We start from the raw sequence: 13,713 nt of genomic DNA, 5'->3' as shown, positions 1-13,713 counted from the left end.
CCACCAGGGGTTGGCCGGCGAGGCGAGGGCCTCGGGCGTCAACTGGCCGAAGATCGCGGCCCGGCCTCCTTCTCGGGCACCCTGACGGTGAAGTCGGTGCCGGCGGCTCGTGCTCGGGCATGGGCTCAGCCGACTGGTCGGACCGGAGTGAAAGGCGCCGGGCGGAGTCTCAGGCGTGCGACCGCAACCAGCGCAGCTGGGCCGCCTGCTGGTAGGGGCCGCCGCCCTCATGGTCGTTGAAGTCGTACACCTCGATCGCCTTGTCCTCGTGCGCCCAGGCGTTGAAGGCCGCGAAGACGGTGGACGGCGGGCACGTCTGGTCCTCCAGGGCCGTCGAGAACAGGGCGGGAGCGCTCCCGCGGGGCGCGAAGTGCACGGCGTCGAAGTAGGAGAGCGTGCGCAGGACGTCGGCACTGCGGCCGCGGTGCGTCTTGAGGTAGTTGCCGATCTCGCGGTACGGATTGCGGTCCGTCAAGGCCGTCGCGCGCGGGAAGTCGCACAGGAACGGCACATCCGGCGCCACCGCGGCGAGATCCGGGACCAGCCCGCCCACCGCGAGGGTGATGCCGCCGCCCTGGCTGCTGCCGAGCGCGACGGTGCGCGCCGGGTCGGTCAGCGGGTGCGCGCGGGCCGCGTCAACGGCACGCACGCCGTCCGTGAACACCCGGCGGTAGTAGTAGTTCTCGGGCGCGTCGATGCCGCGGGTCATGAACCCGGGATACGCGGGCGCGCCCGCCACCGGATCCGCGGTGCCCCCGCCGCCGCCCCACGCGCTGCCCTGCCCGCGGGTGTCCATCACGAAGTGCGCCCGGCCGGTGGACGCCCACAGCAGATGCTCGTGCGGCAGACCGCGCCCGCCGCCGTAGCCCACGTACTCCACGACCACCGGAACCGGCGCGTCGACCCGCGAGGGAAGCGTCAGCCAGCCCTTCACCGGGTGACCGCCGAACCCGGCGAACGTCACGTCGTACACCTGCACCGTCGTCAGCCCCGTATCGACCGGATCGAAGCGGACGTCCAGATCGTGCTCGCGCGTCTCCTCCAGGGTCTGGGACCAGAACGCGTCGAAGTCCTCGGGCTCTGCGGAGGCACTGCGGTACGCGCGGAGCTCCTCCAGGGAGAGGTCGAACAAGGCCATGGACAACCACCTTTGTGTCGAGTGCCTGCGAGTGATCACACCGTACGTGCGTGGTCCGACGACTGACCAGGTCTTTGATCCGGCCGGCGCCTACCATGAGGCCATGTCGTTCGCCGATGATCCGCCCGTCCAGGACACCGAACTACTGGTCAGGGACGCCAAACTCCTTGTCGTGGACGGGGACCTGGAGATCCCGGGCGGCTGGGTGGCCGTCACAGGTGGTCGGGTCACCGACGTGGGCGCCCCCGGAAGCGAACCCGAGGCCCGTACGACCGTCTCCGCTGCCGGACGGATCGTCACCCCCGGCCTGATCAACACGCACCACCACATCTACCAGAACCTCACCCGCTCCTACGCCCCCGCGGTGAACGGCTCCCTGTTCGACTGGCTGACCACGCTCTACCCCCTCTGGTCCGGCCTCGACGAGGAGGCCGCGTACGTGTCGGCGTACGTAGGGATGGCCGAGCTCCTGATGGGCGGCTGCACCACTTCCTCCGACCACCTCTACGTCCATCCGCGCCCGCGCCTCGTCGACGCCGAGATCCGCGCCGCCCGCGACATCGGCTTCCGCTTCCACGCGACACGCGGCTCGATGACCCGTTCCGTGGACGACGGAGGACTGCCGCCCAGGAGCGTCACGCAGACCACCGACGAGGTGCTCGCCGACAGTGAGCGGCTGATCAAGGCGCATCACGATCCCGCGCCGGGTGCGCTGGTGCGGGTCGCGCTCGCGCCCTGCTCGCCGTTCTCGGTCACCAAGGAGCTGATGACTGCCACCGCCGAACTGGCCGAGCGGTACGACGTACGGCTGCACACCCATCTCGCCGAGGACCACGACGAGGACATCTACTGCCTCGAGACCTACGGCTGCCGGCCCGTGGAGTACTTCGAGGACACCGGCTGGATGAGCGACCGCACCTGGGTCGCGCACTGCATCTACCCGAACGGCGACGAGCTGCGCCGCCTCGCGGCCGCGGGCGTCGGTGTGGCGCACTGCCCCAGCTCCAACATGCTCATCGGCGGCGGCACCGCGCCGGTGCGCGAGATGCGCGAGCTCGGGCTGCCTGTCGGCATCGGCTGCGACGGCTCCGCCTCCACCGACCACGCCTCCCTCTGGATGGAGACCCGGGGGGCGTTGCTGCTGGGCCGCTACCGCGGCGGGCCCGGGGCGATGACCGCGCGGGATGCCCTCGACATCGCGACCCGCGGCTCGGCGCGCTGTCTGGGCCGCGCCGACGAACTGGGGCATCTTCGCCCCGGGGCCTGCGCCGACCTGGTCGTCTGGGACCTGCACGAGGTGGCGCTGGCCGGCGCGCTCAGCGACCCCGTGGAGGCATGGCTGCGCTGCGGACCCGCCCGGGCCTGGACCACGGTCGTCGGCGGCCGGATCCTCGTCGACCGCGGCGAACCGGTCCTGCCGGGGCTGGCGGACGCGCTGCGGGACCACCGGCGAATCGCACGCCGGATGCAGAAGGGCCAGGTGTAACCGGTCAGGCCGACCGACGCGTCCACTCCGGTTCCGTACGGGCCCACTCCCGTTCCCACTCGGTCAGCCGGTGGTGCGTTGCCACATGGCGTGTGACCACATGTCCGAGGAGCACGACGGCGACCGCACCGCCCGTGGCGCACAGGCCCATGACGAGCGTGTGCTGCCAGGCCGCGAACCCGTCCGGCGGCGGCGCGACGCCGCGGCCCCGGGAGTCGAACCACACGTCGACCGTGTCACCCGGCCGCGTGCCCGGTGACACAGGCGCACTCGCCGTGCGCTCTCCCTCGCCCGGCTCGGTCCAGCGCACGGTCGCCCGGCGCGTGAACGTCCGGCCGCCCTGCACCGGGAGTGAGCCCGAAGTGGCGCCGACCACCTCGGCTCGCACCTGCCGGCGGTCGGCGCGCTGGGCCGCGGTGATCGCCTGTGCCTCGGCATGGGCCCACAACGCCGCGGCCACCCCGGCCAACGGCGCGCCCACGAACAGCAGGACGGCCACGACCACCACCGTCCACGCCTCGACCACGTCAGACCGGCGTCGCAGCGGATTGGGTCGCCAGCGCCAGCCGCGCACCCGGGTTCGCATGTCGACCTCCTCGCCGTCACGCGTACGAGTGCCCACATCGAGTGACCTAAGCGGGGGGTTTGCGTCAGCTGTAGAGACCGATGTGCGTCAGCCGAAGCGTTCGATCCGGATGCGGTCGACCGGCTGGCCGGCCGCGACGAGCAGGCGTGAGGCGTGTTCGGCGAACCCGTTGGAGCCGCACACATAGGCCTCCCACCCACCAGGAGGCTGCTCGGCCAGGAGCGGGGCCACATGTGCGGCTGCCATACGTCCCACCGGTACGCCATGTGGCGCGCTCCGCGTGAACACGGGCGTCGTCTCGGTGCCGTACTCGCGCCCGTAGATGAGCTCCTCGGGGCCGCGTGCGGACACCAGCAGCCGCAGCGGCACGGTCAGGCCGCGCGCCCGGTGGTGCCGCAGCATCGACATCAGCGGTACGACGCCGGACCCGGCGCCGATCAGCAGCGCGGGCCGGTCGCCGGGCCAGGCGAAGAAGCCGCTGAGCGGCCCGCGCACCTCGAGCCGGTCACCGGGCCGGGCCACGGTGTGGAACCAGCCCGAGACCTCGCCGCCCTGGACGTGGTCGAGGGTGAGCTCGATATGCCCGGAGTCGTCGGGCGCGGACGCGATGGAGTAGTGGCGCTGGGCCGCATAACCGTCCCCGGCGGTCAGCCGCAGCATCAGGTGCTGGCCGGGCAGATGCCCCTGCCAGCCGGGCACGGCGAGCCGGAAGGTGGCCGCGTGCGGGGTCTCGCGGCGGATCTCGGTGATCGTGGCGGTCTGCCACACCACGGCGGTCTGGTTGCTCACGGCGATCCGCCCGGGCACGGCGAAGCGCGACGGGGGAGTGAAGGTCTCAGTCACCGGAGTACCGCTGCTCCTCCCAGGGGTTGCCGCGGCCGTGGTAGCCGTTCTGCTCCCAGAAGCCCGGCTCGTCGTGGTCGAGGAGCCGGATGCCCGCGATCCACTTGGCGCTCTTCCAGAAGTACAGGTGCGGCACGAGCAGTCGCGCCGGACCACCGTGCTCGGGCGCCAGCGGCTGCCCGTCGTACTCCCAGGCGATCCAGGCCCGCCCGCCGGTCAGGTCGGCGAGCGGCAGGTTCGTGGTGTATCCCGTGTGCGAGTAGGCGACGGCATGTGTGGCGGCCACATGTGGGCGCACCATATTCAGGAAGGCGTCCAGCGAGACGCCCCCGAACCGGACGCCGAACTTCGACCAGCTCGTCACACAGTGGATGTCACCCTCGTACGCCGATGCCGGCAGCTCGTGTGCCTGCTCCCAGCTCCAGGTGCGGTCCTCCTCGACCAGGCCGTCGATACGGAAGGTCCAGTCGGCGGGTGCCAGGTCGGGGGTGACCTCCGCGGACAGGACGGGCCAGTCGTCGCCCGCGTCGTACTGGCCGGGCGGGAGCCCCGGGTCGTCGACGCGCGGGCGTCCGGTGAAGCCTCGGGTGACATTCATGCGGGTGCTGCCTCCAGGCCGCCGCGCGTGACGGCCCGTGGATCGGACGTGATCGGTGCTTACGCAGTCAACCGTACGTGGCCCGCGGGGCTGCCCGGACCAGGGGCGGCCCCGCGGTCATTGAGGCCGCATGAAGTCCGAGGAGCCCAGGGAATAGCCGCCCGCCGATCTTCCTTCACATCGGTGCCCCCCCGCACATCGGTGTCCCACGACCGCGAAGGAGAGCAGCAGCGATGGCCCAGGCGTACGAGCCGGTGCAGTCCGAGGCCGAGGCCCCGACGCGGCATGTCCTCGACCACCCCGCGCTCGCCGCACTGACCGGCCCGCATGCCCACTTCGCCGAGCGGCGCGGCCGGGTGCTGCGCTATCCCGTCGACGTGACGCCATGGCTGGCCCTGCCCGATGAGCCCGACGCCGCCGACTGGGCGGATGTCGCGGCGCTCGCCGGGCCCGGGACCGAAATACCGCTGCTCGGTTTCCGGGGGCGGGTCCCGGACGGCTGGGAGGTCACGTTCCGGATCGAGGGCGTACAGCTCGTGGCCGACGGGCCGGCCGCCGCCCCCGACCCGGAGGCGGTCCGGCTCGGTCCCGCCGACGTGCCCGAGATGCTCGACCTCGTCGCCCGCACCAGGCCCGGCCCTTTCCTGCCCCGCACCATCGAGCTCGGCACCTACCTCGGCATACGCAGGAACGGCGCCCTCGTCGCCATGGCGGGGGAGCGGCTGCGTCCGCCGGGCTGGACGGAGATCAGCGCGGTCTGCACCGACCCCGCCGTCCGCGGCGAGGGCCTGGCGACCCGGCTGATCCTCGCCGTCGCCCACGGCATACGGGAACGCGGAGAGACCCCGTTCCTCCACACCGGCGCCGGAAACACGGGTGCCATCCGCCTGTACGAGTCCCTGGGCTTCCGCCTGCGCCGCACCACGGCGTTCCTCGCGGCCCGTGCGCCCGAACTGCCGGCGGAAGAGCGGACCGTGACCGGGGCGCACGCGTGAACGCGCAGTGGACTGCCGAGCTCAGCGTCCTGTCCCGGGCCACCCGTTGTACCGCACGAGATACGCCGCGAACCGTTCCAGATCCTCCTCCGGCCACTCAGCGAGCCGCTCCCGGAACGCCGCCCGGCGACTCTCGGTGACCTGGGCGAGGATGTTCCGGCCGGCCTCCGTCAGGTGCAGCACCTGCACGCGGTGGTCCTCCGGGGCGAGGCGTCGCTCGATGAGTCCGGTCCGCTCCAGGGCGGCGACCTGACGGCTCACGGTGGACTTGTCCAGGGCGTAGTGCGTGGCCAGGTCGGTCGCACGGCAGCCGCCGCTCTCCTCCAGGTGCCCCAGCAGCGTGTACGACACCAGCGACAGCTCGGGGTGCATTCGGCCCGCCGAGGCCCGCGCGCGGCGGGCGAAGGCGGTCATCTCGCGCTGGATGGTCTCCACGGCCGTGTCCGCGCCGGCCCCGCCGGCGGTGGCAACCGTCCCATCGGTCACTTCGGCTGTATTCACGGAACCTCCCTCACCACTCCTGGTTGCAGAATACAACTTCAAGCGGGAGAAGCTGAGGTCACCGCCGCTGCGAGGGGCACCCGGCACGTCCGCGGGAGCACCATGTCGCGGAGCGGAAACGAGGAGACAGCCGCCGTCCGATCCGGGTAGTGTGCCGTCCGGCCGCGGAGTGTCCCGGCAGTGAGTGCCAGAGGAGGTGAGACCCATTACCGCTGTGTCAGCTCGGGTGCTCGCCCCTCGAACCGGCGCGGATCGCCGACGCTAGGTGGCCGCGAGAGCGCCCTTCGGCTCCCGAAAGGCTCTCGGCTTTCATGCCCCCTCTTTCTTCTCTGACCTCCTCCCACGACACCGTCGTCGCCGCCCTTCGCGCCGCGGGCTGCGTTTTCGCCGAGGACGAGGCCCAGTTGATCCTCGGCGCCGCCCGTAGCTCCGACGAACTGGCCGCCATGGTGCACCGTCGCGCCGGTGGGCTGCCCCTGGAACTCGTCCTCGGCTGGGCGGAGTTCCATGGACTGCGGATCACGGTCGAACCCGGCGTGTTCGTGCCCCGCCGCCGTACCGAGTTCCTCGTCGAACAGGCGCTTGCCCAGGCCCCGGGCGCCTCCGTGGTCGTCGACCTGTGCTGCGGCTCGGGCGCGGTCGGCGCAGCTCTGGCCGCGGCGCTCGGGCCGATCGAACTGCACGCCGCCGACATCGACTCGGCGGCGGTGCGCTGCGCCCGCCGCAACGTCGCCTCGGTCGGCGGGCATGTGCACGCGGGCGACCTGTTCGAGGCGCTGCCCGGTGAACTGCGCGGCCGCATCGACATCCTCGCGGCCAATGTGCCCTACGTCCCCACCGGCGAGGTCGGGCTCCTGCCCGCGGAAGCGCGCGACCATGAGCCGTTGGTCGCGCTGGACGGCGGCGCGGACGGACTGGACGTCCTGCGCCGCGTCGCCGCGGAGGCGCCACGGTGGCTCGCGCCGGGTGGTTGTCTGCTGGTCGAGACGAGCGAGGCCCAGGCGCCGGCGGCCGTCGAGGCCTTCACCGCCGGCGGTCTGACGACCCGGCTGGCCGTGTCGGAGGAGCTGTACGTGACTGTCGTGACAGGCATCCGCTGACGTGAGGTCAGGTCGTCGTGCCGCTCTTCGAGGGCTCCGGGGCCTTCCAGTCCCGGTGACCGGGGAGCTGGAAGTGCCAGTCGCCCGGACCTCGGTCGTCGTCCTTGTCCTCCCAGGCGCCCGAGAGAACGCGGGTGGCGGTCCGGGTGTCGTCGGAACGGGTGCCGGCCAGGTACGACGTCTCGCCCTTCGCCAGGTCACCGGCCCCAGAGCTCGACGAGCCGTCGCGCCAGACGTTGGTGTCCTCGTTCACCGTCCAGGTCCACTCGGCCCCGTCCTCGCTCTTCACCGTGACCTGGTCGCCGTCCACGTCCTCGATGGTGCCCAACTGCCAGACGCGGACGAGCCAGTCGCCGGTGTCGCCGTCCTTGACGGTTGCCTCGCCGTGCACAGCTCCGCTGCCGAGACCGAACCACGTGCCGGGGCCGCGCCAGGGGCGGCGGTCGTCGGGGGAGGAGGACTCGGAGCCGGTCCCGCCGGCCGCGGGTGTGGCGCTGTCGTTCGAGCCCGACGAGGAGGTGGTGGCGTAGGCGACCGTGCCGCCGAGAGCCAGGACGACGACCGTGGCCGCCGCGGTCAGGGCGCGGGCCCTGGCCGACTGGCGGTGCCACCGCGCGCGCAGGGCCGCTCCCGGCGGTGTCCGCTCCGGCTCGGGTCCGCCCGGCCCCATGAGTACTTCCCAGTCCGGTCCCTGCTGGGCGGGAACAGTCGGCGGCTCGGCGGGCCGGTCCGGCGGTTCGCCGCCGGCGGTGGGTTCCTGGTCCGGATTCTGTGTCACGGCTCGCTCTCCTCGGGAGGGCGCCCGGCATCCGTATGCCATGGCTTGCTGTGATTGTGGTGTGCGGCCGGTAAGACGCAGGTAATCGATTCCTGTGAATGCGGACCACCGGTCCCCGCCGTCCCGTACGGCTACCCCGGTTTCTGCGCACGGGCGATGAGCAGGGCCACGTCATCGGAGTTGTCGGGCTGGTGCAGTGTGCGCAGGAGGAGGTCGCAGAGCTCCTCGAGGGGCCGGTCGGGGCCGTCGAGGAGATCCAGCAGCGCGTCCAGCCGTTCGTCGAGGGGGTGTTGGCGGGTCTCGACCAGACCGTCGGTGTAGAACACCAGCCGGTCGCCGGGTTCCAGGTCGACGGTCGTGGTGGAGAAGGCGACACCGCCGACGCCCAGCGGTGCTCCGGTGGGCAGTTCGAGCAGCTCGGGGGCGCGGCCGGCGCGTACGCGAACCGGCGGCAGATGGCCGGCGTTGGCGATCCGGCACTGCCGCAGATGCGGGTCGTGGATGGCGTACTGGCAGGTCGCGATGGAGTGGTCCAGGTCCTGGGTGATCCGGTCCAGGTGTTCGAGCAGCACCGCCGGGTCGAGATCGAGGGAGGCCAGCGTGTTCGTCGCGGTGCGCAGCCGGCCCATCGTCGCGGCGGCCGTGATGCCGCTGCCCATCACGTCGCCGACGACGAGCGCGGTGTTGCCGCCGTCCAGCGGGATGACGTCGAACCAGTCGCCGCCGACCTCGCTGGTGGCGCCCGCGGGCTGATAGCGGGAGGCGACCTCGAGGCCGCCCGTCACGCGCGGATGACTGGGCAGCAGGCTGCGCTGAAGGGTCAGGGCGGTGTCGCGGGCGTTCTGGTACCAGCGTGCGTTGTCGATCTGCACGGCCGCGCGGGCCGCCAGTTCACGGGCGAGCAGGAGGTCGTCCTCGCTGAACGGCAGTGGATTGCGGGTGCGTTTGAGGTCGAGGGCGCCGAGTACCTCGCCGCGTGCGATCAGCGGAACGGCCAGATAGGAGTGCACGCCCGCCCGCGCCAGCAGGTCCGCGGCCTCCGGTGAGCGGGCGATGCGCGGCAGGTCCTCGTCCTTGACCTGCGCCACCATGACCGGCCGGCCGGTGCGTACGCACTCGGTGACGAGGCGGTCCGGGCCGTATCGCGCGACCTGCCCGGGCGGGTCGGCCGCGCCGAGGGCCTCGGTGTCGTGCTCCGCCCGGACCGCCAGGGCGCGGATCACCGCCGCCTGACGGGGGCCGAGGATGCTGCGTCTGCCTTCCACGACGGCGTCCAGCAGGTCCACGGCGGCGATGTCGGCGAGTTCGGGAACGGCGACATCGGCCAGTTCGCCGGCGGTGCGGTCCAGGTCCAGCGTGGTGCCGATGCGGGCGGAGGCGTCGGCGATGAGCGCCAGCCGGCGCCGCGCGGCCTCGGCCTCGACACCCGCCCGGTACTGCTCGGTGATGTCCACGACCGAAGCGGCCACCCCCAGCACGGTCCCGACGGCGTCCTCCAGCCGGTACATCGAGACGGACCAGGCGTGGTCCTCCTCGGGGTCTGCCGGGGTCCGGCCGAAGGTGGGCTGGTCGACGAGCGGTATCCCGGTTTCCAGGACTCTGCGCGCCGCCCGCTCCATGGCCTCGGCATCCACTCGCGGCAGCATCTCGTGGACCGTGCGGCCGAGGTGCTCCTCGGCCCGGATGCCGTTGATGCGCTCCAGTGCCGGGTTGACCGAGAGGTACTTCAAGTCCGTGTCCAGGACGGCCAGTCCGATGGGTGACTGCGCGACCATCCGCGTCGACAGCGCCACGTCGCGCTCCAACCCGCGCACGGTCTGCTGGTCGGCCGCGAGCCCCAGCGCGTAGACCTCGCCCTGGTCGTCCAGGAGCCGCTGATTGCGGAACTCCACGAGCCGGGTGCCGCCGTCCTTGCGCCGTACCGGAAAGGCCCCGGCCCAGCCCTCACCGGTGTCCATCACGTCGGCGAACAGCTTGACGACCAGCTCGGCGTGCTGCTCGTGCACCATCAGACGGGCGGCGTACTGGCCGAGCGCCTCCTGCGCCGAGAACCCGAACAACTCCTCGGCCTCGGGGCTCCACAGCACGACGCGCCCCTGGGCGTCGAGCAGCACGGAGGCAACGCCCAGCACGTCGAGCAGTCCGCTCGGCCGCACCGGTCCGCCGCCCTCGGCCACCGGAGGCCCGGCTGCACCCATCGCACGCACCGCCTTCGTTCTTTGCCACGGCACGTCGTCCCCCGTGCCGACTCCCCTTGTTCTACCGCGTTCAACCGTTTCTGTAATGCCACGGTCGCGCTCCTCCACCATCCCTCAACACGGCGGTGGCCGTCCGGTGAAGTCATCAGGAAGCGATCGAAGTCGTCAGGAAGCGGTCTGTCGTCGAACGGACAGCTCCTGTTCCGTTCATTGGTCTGTACATGTCGACCGGGCTCAGGCCACACTGTCCGCCGAGCGCCGCCCCCACCCCCCACCGAGGAGCCGTCCCATGCGCCTGCCTGCCCGGCAACGTTGTCACGCAGCCCTGACCGGTGTCGTCGCCCTCGCCACGGCCGTCGTGCTGTCCGCCGCCCCGCCCGCCTCCGCCGCCGACACCTGGACCGAGGTGGGGTCCGACCGCGCCGATCCGCTGACCGAGAGCCAGGGCCTGACCTCGGTCGAGGTTCCCGCGAACAGCCCCAACCGCTACACCGGCATCGGCACCATCCCCGCCGACGTCAGCAGCCGTGGCTGGAACCACGTCGGCGACCCCGACGCCTCGTACAACGGGTACTACATCGAGCCGTACCAGGCGGACTCGGGCAGCTCGAAGATGTTCCGGGTGCAGAAGCCGGACGGGAGCTGGGCGGAGTACGTCCACAGCCTCAGCTCCGGAGAGGCGCTGAACAACTCCTGGGTGGCCATCTCGCCCGACGGCCAGTGGATGCTGGCCGGTGAGTACGGCACGATGAGCCGGCTCCTGGTCTTCCCGACCCCCGGTGTCAACTCGAGCACCTCGCCGTCGGCGAACCTCCCGCAGGCCTCGACCGTCAATCTCGACCACGCGGTGCGGGACGTGCAGGGCTGCGACTTCTCCGGCCCGACGACGCTGCTGTGCTCCTCCGACGACCCGGCGGGCACACTCTTCGGCATCACCAAGCCGCTGCTCCAGGTCGACCTCTCCGCCGCGCCGGGCGGGTCGGGGGATGTCTCCGGCCATGTCACGGCGCTGCGCCAGCTGCCGTTGCGCAGCTCATGCTCGGGCACGTTCGAGACGGAGGGCATCGACTACGACCGCCGGACGGGCACTCTGCGCGTGATCGTCGTCTCCCCGGGCTTCTGTGTGCTGACGGACAGCAAGACGTATCGGTTCACGCGGAGCTGAGGCCTCGCACGTGGTGCGCTTCGGCGGGATGGTGGTTTGCTGAAGGTGGGCGCGGACACTCGGGGCCCGCGCCCCCGCAGCGCGGCCACGAGAGGAGCGGTCATGATGATCGGCGAGCGATCGCACCCGGAACACGTCTCGGTGGAGATCAGCGGGTGCTCCAAGGACGACGCCCGGATCGTGTTCGACACCCTGTGCGCGTATTTCACGTCCGACCGGTGCGCCGACGACGTACCGGAGGAGGCCTCGGACACCCGCCCGACCGTGTGGCTCGGCACGTTCGATGTCGCCGATGCCCACGAGGGCACCCGTCCGGCCCGGCTGGAGTCGTCGGTCGAGGCCGATGTGCAGGGCGGCTACTGGGCGGTCGACCGGTTCCGCGTCACCCTGGACTCCCTGTTCACCGTGCATGAGGCCACCGGTGCGTCCGGCGACCAGGAGACGGAGCTGCACCTGCGGCTGGAGAACCGGTAGCCGGACCCGCTCCGGGCGGTCGTACGGCCGCTTCCGACCTCGCGAGGGCATGGCGGCGGGCCGTCCGCCCGGCACCCGCCGGGCGGACGGCCCGCCGCATCCCGGGTCAGAGCCGGTAGGGCTTCGAGCGGCGGCGCAGGAACCAGACCGTGGCGGCGACCCCGGTGCCCACCAGCGCCCCGCCCGCCACCAGGGTGAGGGTGCCGTAGTCCGTGGCCCCTCCGCCCACCCCGCCCATCACGCCGCGTGACGGCGAGGCCGTGGCGGAGATCGTGGGCCTCGTGGCCGCCGAGACGATGACGGACTGGGTGCCCGCGGTGGCGTTGTTGGAGCACATGACGATGACGGTGTAGGTGCCGGGACTCACACTGGACCAGGCACCCGTCTGAAGGGAACTCGTCCCCGACAGTGCCACCTGCCGTCCCTGGGCGAAGTTCGCCTGGCTGCTGTTGAGGAGTGAGGCGGTGCCCCAGCTGCCGTTGATCTGGCTGCACGCGCTGGTCGTGACGGAGACCGTGGACCCGCTGGTGCTCACGGAGATCCCCGAGGCGGCGGACGATCCCGCGGCCAGAGGAAGCGGAAGTGCGGCGGCGGCTGTCACGGTCAGGCCGGTGCGGAGGAGTAGCGATCTGTTGCGCATGTTGACTGCCCTCCGGCGGCACGGTTGGCGGTACATCCCTTGCGCCGCCGAGGTCGGGAATCGCCCGTGCTGCCTCAGAGGAAGCCAACGCGCCCCCGGGCCGGTCCGCATGCGGACCGCCCCCGGTCAGGTGACGGCTTCCTTCGTACGGCGGTGACGGCTGCCTTCCTGTGGCGGCCGAGTGAAGCGCCGCCGACGCCCTTGGTCCTGCCCGACAAGGCCTATGTGCAGGAGAGCACCAGGACCCCCGTGGCCATCACCACGGCCCAGCCCAGCAGGCAACCGGCCAGCAGTCGCCGGCGCAGGCCGCGGTACGCCTCCTCGTACTCGCCCCGCAGCCGCCCGGCACGCACCGCCGTAAGTTGCCAGGCGTCGCGTGCGAGCAGCAGGTACTCCGCCTCGAACCGGCGCTCAAGCTCCTCCCGCTGCCCTGTCGTGAGCCAGTCGAGCGGGGCGGTGATACGGGCTGCGGCCGCCCGCCCCTGCTCACGAGTGGCCGCGATGAGCAGGTGGCCCTCGATCTCGTTGATCAGCGCGCGGGTGTCCATGGCGGTCACCTTGTCGTCAACTCCCGCTCAGGGGCCGGTGCTTGGGTGCCGTGGAGGGGGTGGTGGAGGTCGAACGCCGGGGATTCGCTGCGGATGCGGGGGAGTGCGACGAAGTTGTGCCGCGGCGGCGGGCAGGACGTGGCCCATTCCAGCGAGCGGCCGTAGCCCCACGGGTCGTCGGCCTCGACCTTCTTGCCGTACTTGGCCGTCTTCCAGACGTTGTAGAAGAACGGCAGCAGAGACAGCCCGAGGACGAACGAGAACACGGTCGACAGCGTGTTGAGCGTCGTCAGCCCCTCCACCGCCAGATAGTCGGGAATCCGGCGCTGCATTCCGTTCACGCCGAGCCAGTGCTGGACGAGGAAGGTGCCGTGGAAGCCGATGAACAGCGTCCAGAAGGTCATCTTTCCGAGGCGCTCGTCGAGCATCCTGCCGGTGAACTTCGGCCACCAGAAGTGGAAGCCGGAGAACATCGCGAACACCACCGTGCCGAAGATGACGTAGTGGAAGTGCGCCACCACGAAATAGGTGTCGGACGTCGGGAAATCCAGCGGCGGCGAGGCGAGCATGACGCCGGTGAGACCGCCGAAGACGAAGGTGACCAGGAATCCCATGGCTCAGAGCATGGGTGTCTCGAAACTCAGTGAACCGTTCCACATGGTG

Annotated in this window: 14 protein-coding genes and 1 pseudogene; 5 read left to right on the top strand and 10 right to left on the bottom strand. The window is 71.5% G+C overall.

Annotated features, from left to right (window positions below; all coding sequences use genetic code 11):
* Positions 1-169: 169 nt before the first annotated feature.
* The gene (locus KCH87_RS25935) at positions 170-1,138 is read right to left on the bottom strand and encodes an acetylxylan esterase (protein ID WP_210588661.1); all 969 of its coding nucleotides are present in this window, start codon (positions 1,136-1,138) and stop codon (positions 170-172) included.
* A gap of 103 nt (positions 1,139-1,241) precedes the next feature.
* On the opposite strand from KCH87_RS25935, the gene KCH87_RS25930 reads away from it, so the two are divergent.
* Positions 1,242-2,624 carry an 8-oxoguanine deaminase gene (locus KCH87_RS25930; protein WP_210588660.1) on the top strand — a complete coding sequence of 461 codons (1,383 nt, stop codon included), beginning with the start codon at positions 1,242-1,244 and terminating at the stop codon, positions 2,622-2,624.
* A gap of 4 nt (positions 2,625-2,628) precedes the next feature.
* Here the strand turns inward: KCH87_RS25930 and KCH87_RS25925 are convergent, their stop codons facing one another.
* The 3 genes from KCH87_RS25925 to KCH87_RS25915 form a co-directional block, all read right to left on the bottom strand.
* A complete protein-coding gene (locus tag KCH87_RS25925) occupies positions 2,629-3,210 on the bottom strand; it encodes a hypothetical protein (RefSeq protein ID WP_210588659.1) in 582 nt (193 codons plus the stop codon).
* Positions 3,211-3,297: 87 nt separating this feature from the next.
* Positions 3,298-4,053 (bottom strand): ferredoxin reductase, encoded by a 756-nt coding sequence (locus KCH87_RS25920; RefSeq protein ID WP_210588658.1) that lies wholly within the window; start codon positions 4,051-4,053, stop codon positions 3,298-3,300.
* Positions 4,046-4,651, bottom strand: coding sequence for a sulfite oxidase-like oxidoreductase (locus KCH87_RS25915; protein WP_210588657.1), 606 nt, complete (start codon positions 4,649-4,651; stop codon positions 4,046-4,048). Before KCH87_RS25915 ends, KCH87_RS25920 begins: the two co-directional genes overlap by 8 nt.
* A gap of 233 nt (positions 4,652-4,884) precedes the next feature.
* Between KCH87_RS25915 and KCH87_RS25910 the strand changes: the two genes are divergently transcribed.
* Entirely contained in the window at positions 4,885-5,646 is a 762-nt protein-coding gene (locus tag KCH87_RS25910) for a GNAT family N-acetyltransferase (RefSeq protein WP_210588656.1), read from the top strand.
* A 21-nt stretch (positions 5,647-5,667) separates the two neighbouring features.
* On the opposite strand, the gene KCH87_RS25905 is transcribed toward KCH87_RS25910, so the two are convergent.
* Positions 5,668-6,060 carry a MarR family winged helix-turn-helix transcriptional regulator gene (locus KCH87_RS25905; protein ID WP_210588820.1) on the bottom strand — a complete coding sequence of 131 codons (393 nt, stop codon included), beginning with the start codon at positions 6,058-6,060 and terminating at the stop codon, positions 5,668-5,670.
* A 398-nt stretch (positions 6,061-6,458) separates the two neighbouring features.
* Between KCH87_RS25905 and KCH87_RS25900 the strand changes: the two genes are divergently transcribed.
* Complete coding sequence (locus tag KCH87_RS25900) at positions 6,459-7,247, top strand: putative protein N(5)-glutamine methyltransferase (protein WP_210588655.1); 789 nt, start codon at positions 6,459-6,461, stop codon at positions 7,245-7,247.
* 7 nt (positions 7,248-7,254) lie between these two features.
* Here the strand turns inward: KCH87_RS25900 and KCH87_RS25895 are convergent, their stop codons facing one another.
* Both KCH87_RS25895 and KCH87_RS25890 read right to left on the bottom strand, forming a co-directional pair.
* Positions 7,255-8,025, bottom strand: a complete 771-nt coding sequence (locus KCH87_RS25895) for a hypothetical protein (RefSeq protein WP_210588654.1) — start codon at positions 8,023-8,025, stop codon at positions 7,255-7,257.
* A 131-nt stretch (positions 8,026-8,156) separates the two neighbouring features.
* Positions 8,157-10,223 carry a SpoIIE family protein phosphatase gene (locus KCH87_RS25890; protein ID WP_210588653.1) on the bottom strand — a complete coding sequence of 689 codons (2,067 nt, stop codon included), beginning with the start codon at positions 10,221-10,223 and terminating at the stop codon, positions 8,157-8,159.
* A 289-nt stretch (positions 10,224-10,512) separates the two neighbouring features.
* Here KCH87_RS25890 and KCH87_RS25885 point away from each other — a divergent pair, with 289 nt between their 5' ends.
* Positions 10,513-11,388, top strand: coding sequence for a hypothetical protein (locus KCH87_RS25885; RefSeq protein WP_210588652.1), 876 nt, complete (start codon positions 10,513-10,515; stop codon positions 11,386-11,388).
* A 105-nt stretch (positions 11,389-11,493) separates the two neighbouring features.
* Positions 11,494-11,862: a hypothetical protein gene (locus KCH87_RS25880; RefSeq protein WP_210588819.1), complete on the top strand. Its 369-nt coding sequence runs from the start codon at positions 11,494-11,496 to the stop codon at positions 11,860-11,862.
* Positions 11,863-11,968: 106 nt separating this feature from the next.
* On the opposite strand, the gene KCH87_RS25875 is transcribed toward KCH87_RS25880, so the two are convergent.
* From KCH87_RS25875 to KCH87_RS25865, 3 genes and pseudogenes are all read right to left on the bottom strand, one after another.
* Complete coding sequence (locus tag KCH87_RS25875; RefSeq protein ID WP_210588651.1) at positions 11,969-12,502, bottom strand: hypothetical protein; 534 nt, start codon at positions 12,500-12,502, stop codon at positions 11,969-11,971.
* A 221-nt stretch (positions 12,503-12,723) separates the two neighbouring features.
* Positions 12,724-13,050, bottom strand: a complete 327-nt coding sequence (locus tag KCH87_RS25870; protein ID WP_247196844.1) for a hypothetical protein — start codon at positions 13,048-13,050, stop codon at positions 12,724-12,726.
* A 5-nt stretch (positions 13,051-13,055) separates the two neighbouring features.
* Positions 13,056-13,713 (bottom strand): annotated as a pseudogene (locus KCH87_RS25865) (cbb3-type cytochrome c oxidase subunit I); the annotation flags it as partial.

This window comes from Streptomyces sp. GESEQ-35 (assembly GCF_017948485.1).
GTDB lineage: Bacteria > Actinomycetota > Actinomycetes > Streptomycetales > Streptomycetaceae > Streptomyces.
This window is presented reverse-complemented; position numbering and strand designations above follow the sequence as displayed.

Bases quoted from the DNA above. Each gene is read 5' to 3' on its own strand.
- KCH87_RS25935 (WP_210588661.1), bottom strand. From the start codon at position 1,138: ATGGCCTTGTTCGACCTCTCCCTGGAGGAGCTCCGCGCGTACCGCAGT.
- KCH87_RS25930 (WP_210588660.1), top strand. From the start codon at position 1,242: ATGTCGTTCGCCGATGATCCGCCCGTCCAGGACACCGAACTACTGGTC.
- KCH87_RS25925 (WP_210588659.1), bottom strand. From the start codon at position 3,210: ATGCGAACCCGGGTGCGCGGCTGGCGCTGGCGACCCAATCCGCTGCGA.
- KCH87_RS25915 (WP_210588657.1), bottom strand. From the start codon at position 4,651: ATGAATGTCACCCGAGGCTTCACCGGACGCCCGCGCGTCGACGACCCG.
- KCH87_RS25910 (WP_210588656.1), top strand. From the start codon at position 4,885: ATGGCCCAGGCGTACGAGCCGGTGCAGTCCGAGGCCGAGGCCCCGACG.
- KCH87_RS25905 (WP_210588820.1), bottom strand. From the start codon at position 6,060: ATGACCGCCTTCGCCCGCCGCGCGCGGGCCTCGGCGGGCCGAATGCAC.
- KCH87_RS25900 (WP_210588655.1), top strand. From the start codon at position 6,459: ATGCCCCCTCTTTCTTCTCTGACCTCCTCCCACGACACCGTCGTCGCC.
- KCH87_RS25890 (WP_210588653.1), bottom strand. From the start codon at position 10,223: ATGGGTGCAGCCGGGCCTCCGGTGGCCGAGGGCGGCGGACCGGTGCGG.
- KCH87_RS25885 (WP_210588652.1), top strand. From the start codon at position 10,513: ATGCGCCTGCCTGCCCGGCAACGTTGTCACGCAGCCCTGACCGGTGTC.
- KCH87_RS25880 (WP_210588819.1), top strand. From the start codon at position 11,494: ATGATCGGCGAGCGATCGCACCCGGAACACGTCTCGGTGGAGATCAGC.
- KCH87_RS25875 (WP_210588651.1), bottom strand. From the start codon at position 12,502: ATGCGCAACAGATCGCTACTCCTCCGCACCGGCCTGACCGTGACAGCC.
- KCH87_RS25870 (WP_247196844.1), bottom strand. From the start codon at position 13,050: ATGGACACCCGCGCGCTGATCAACGAGATCGAGGGCCACCTGCTCATC.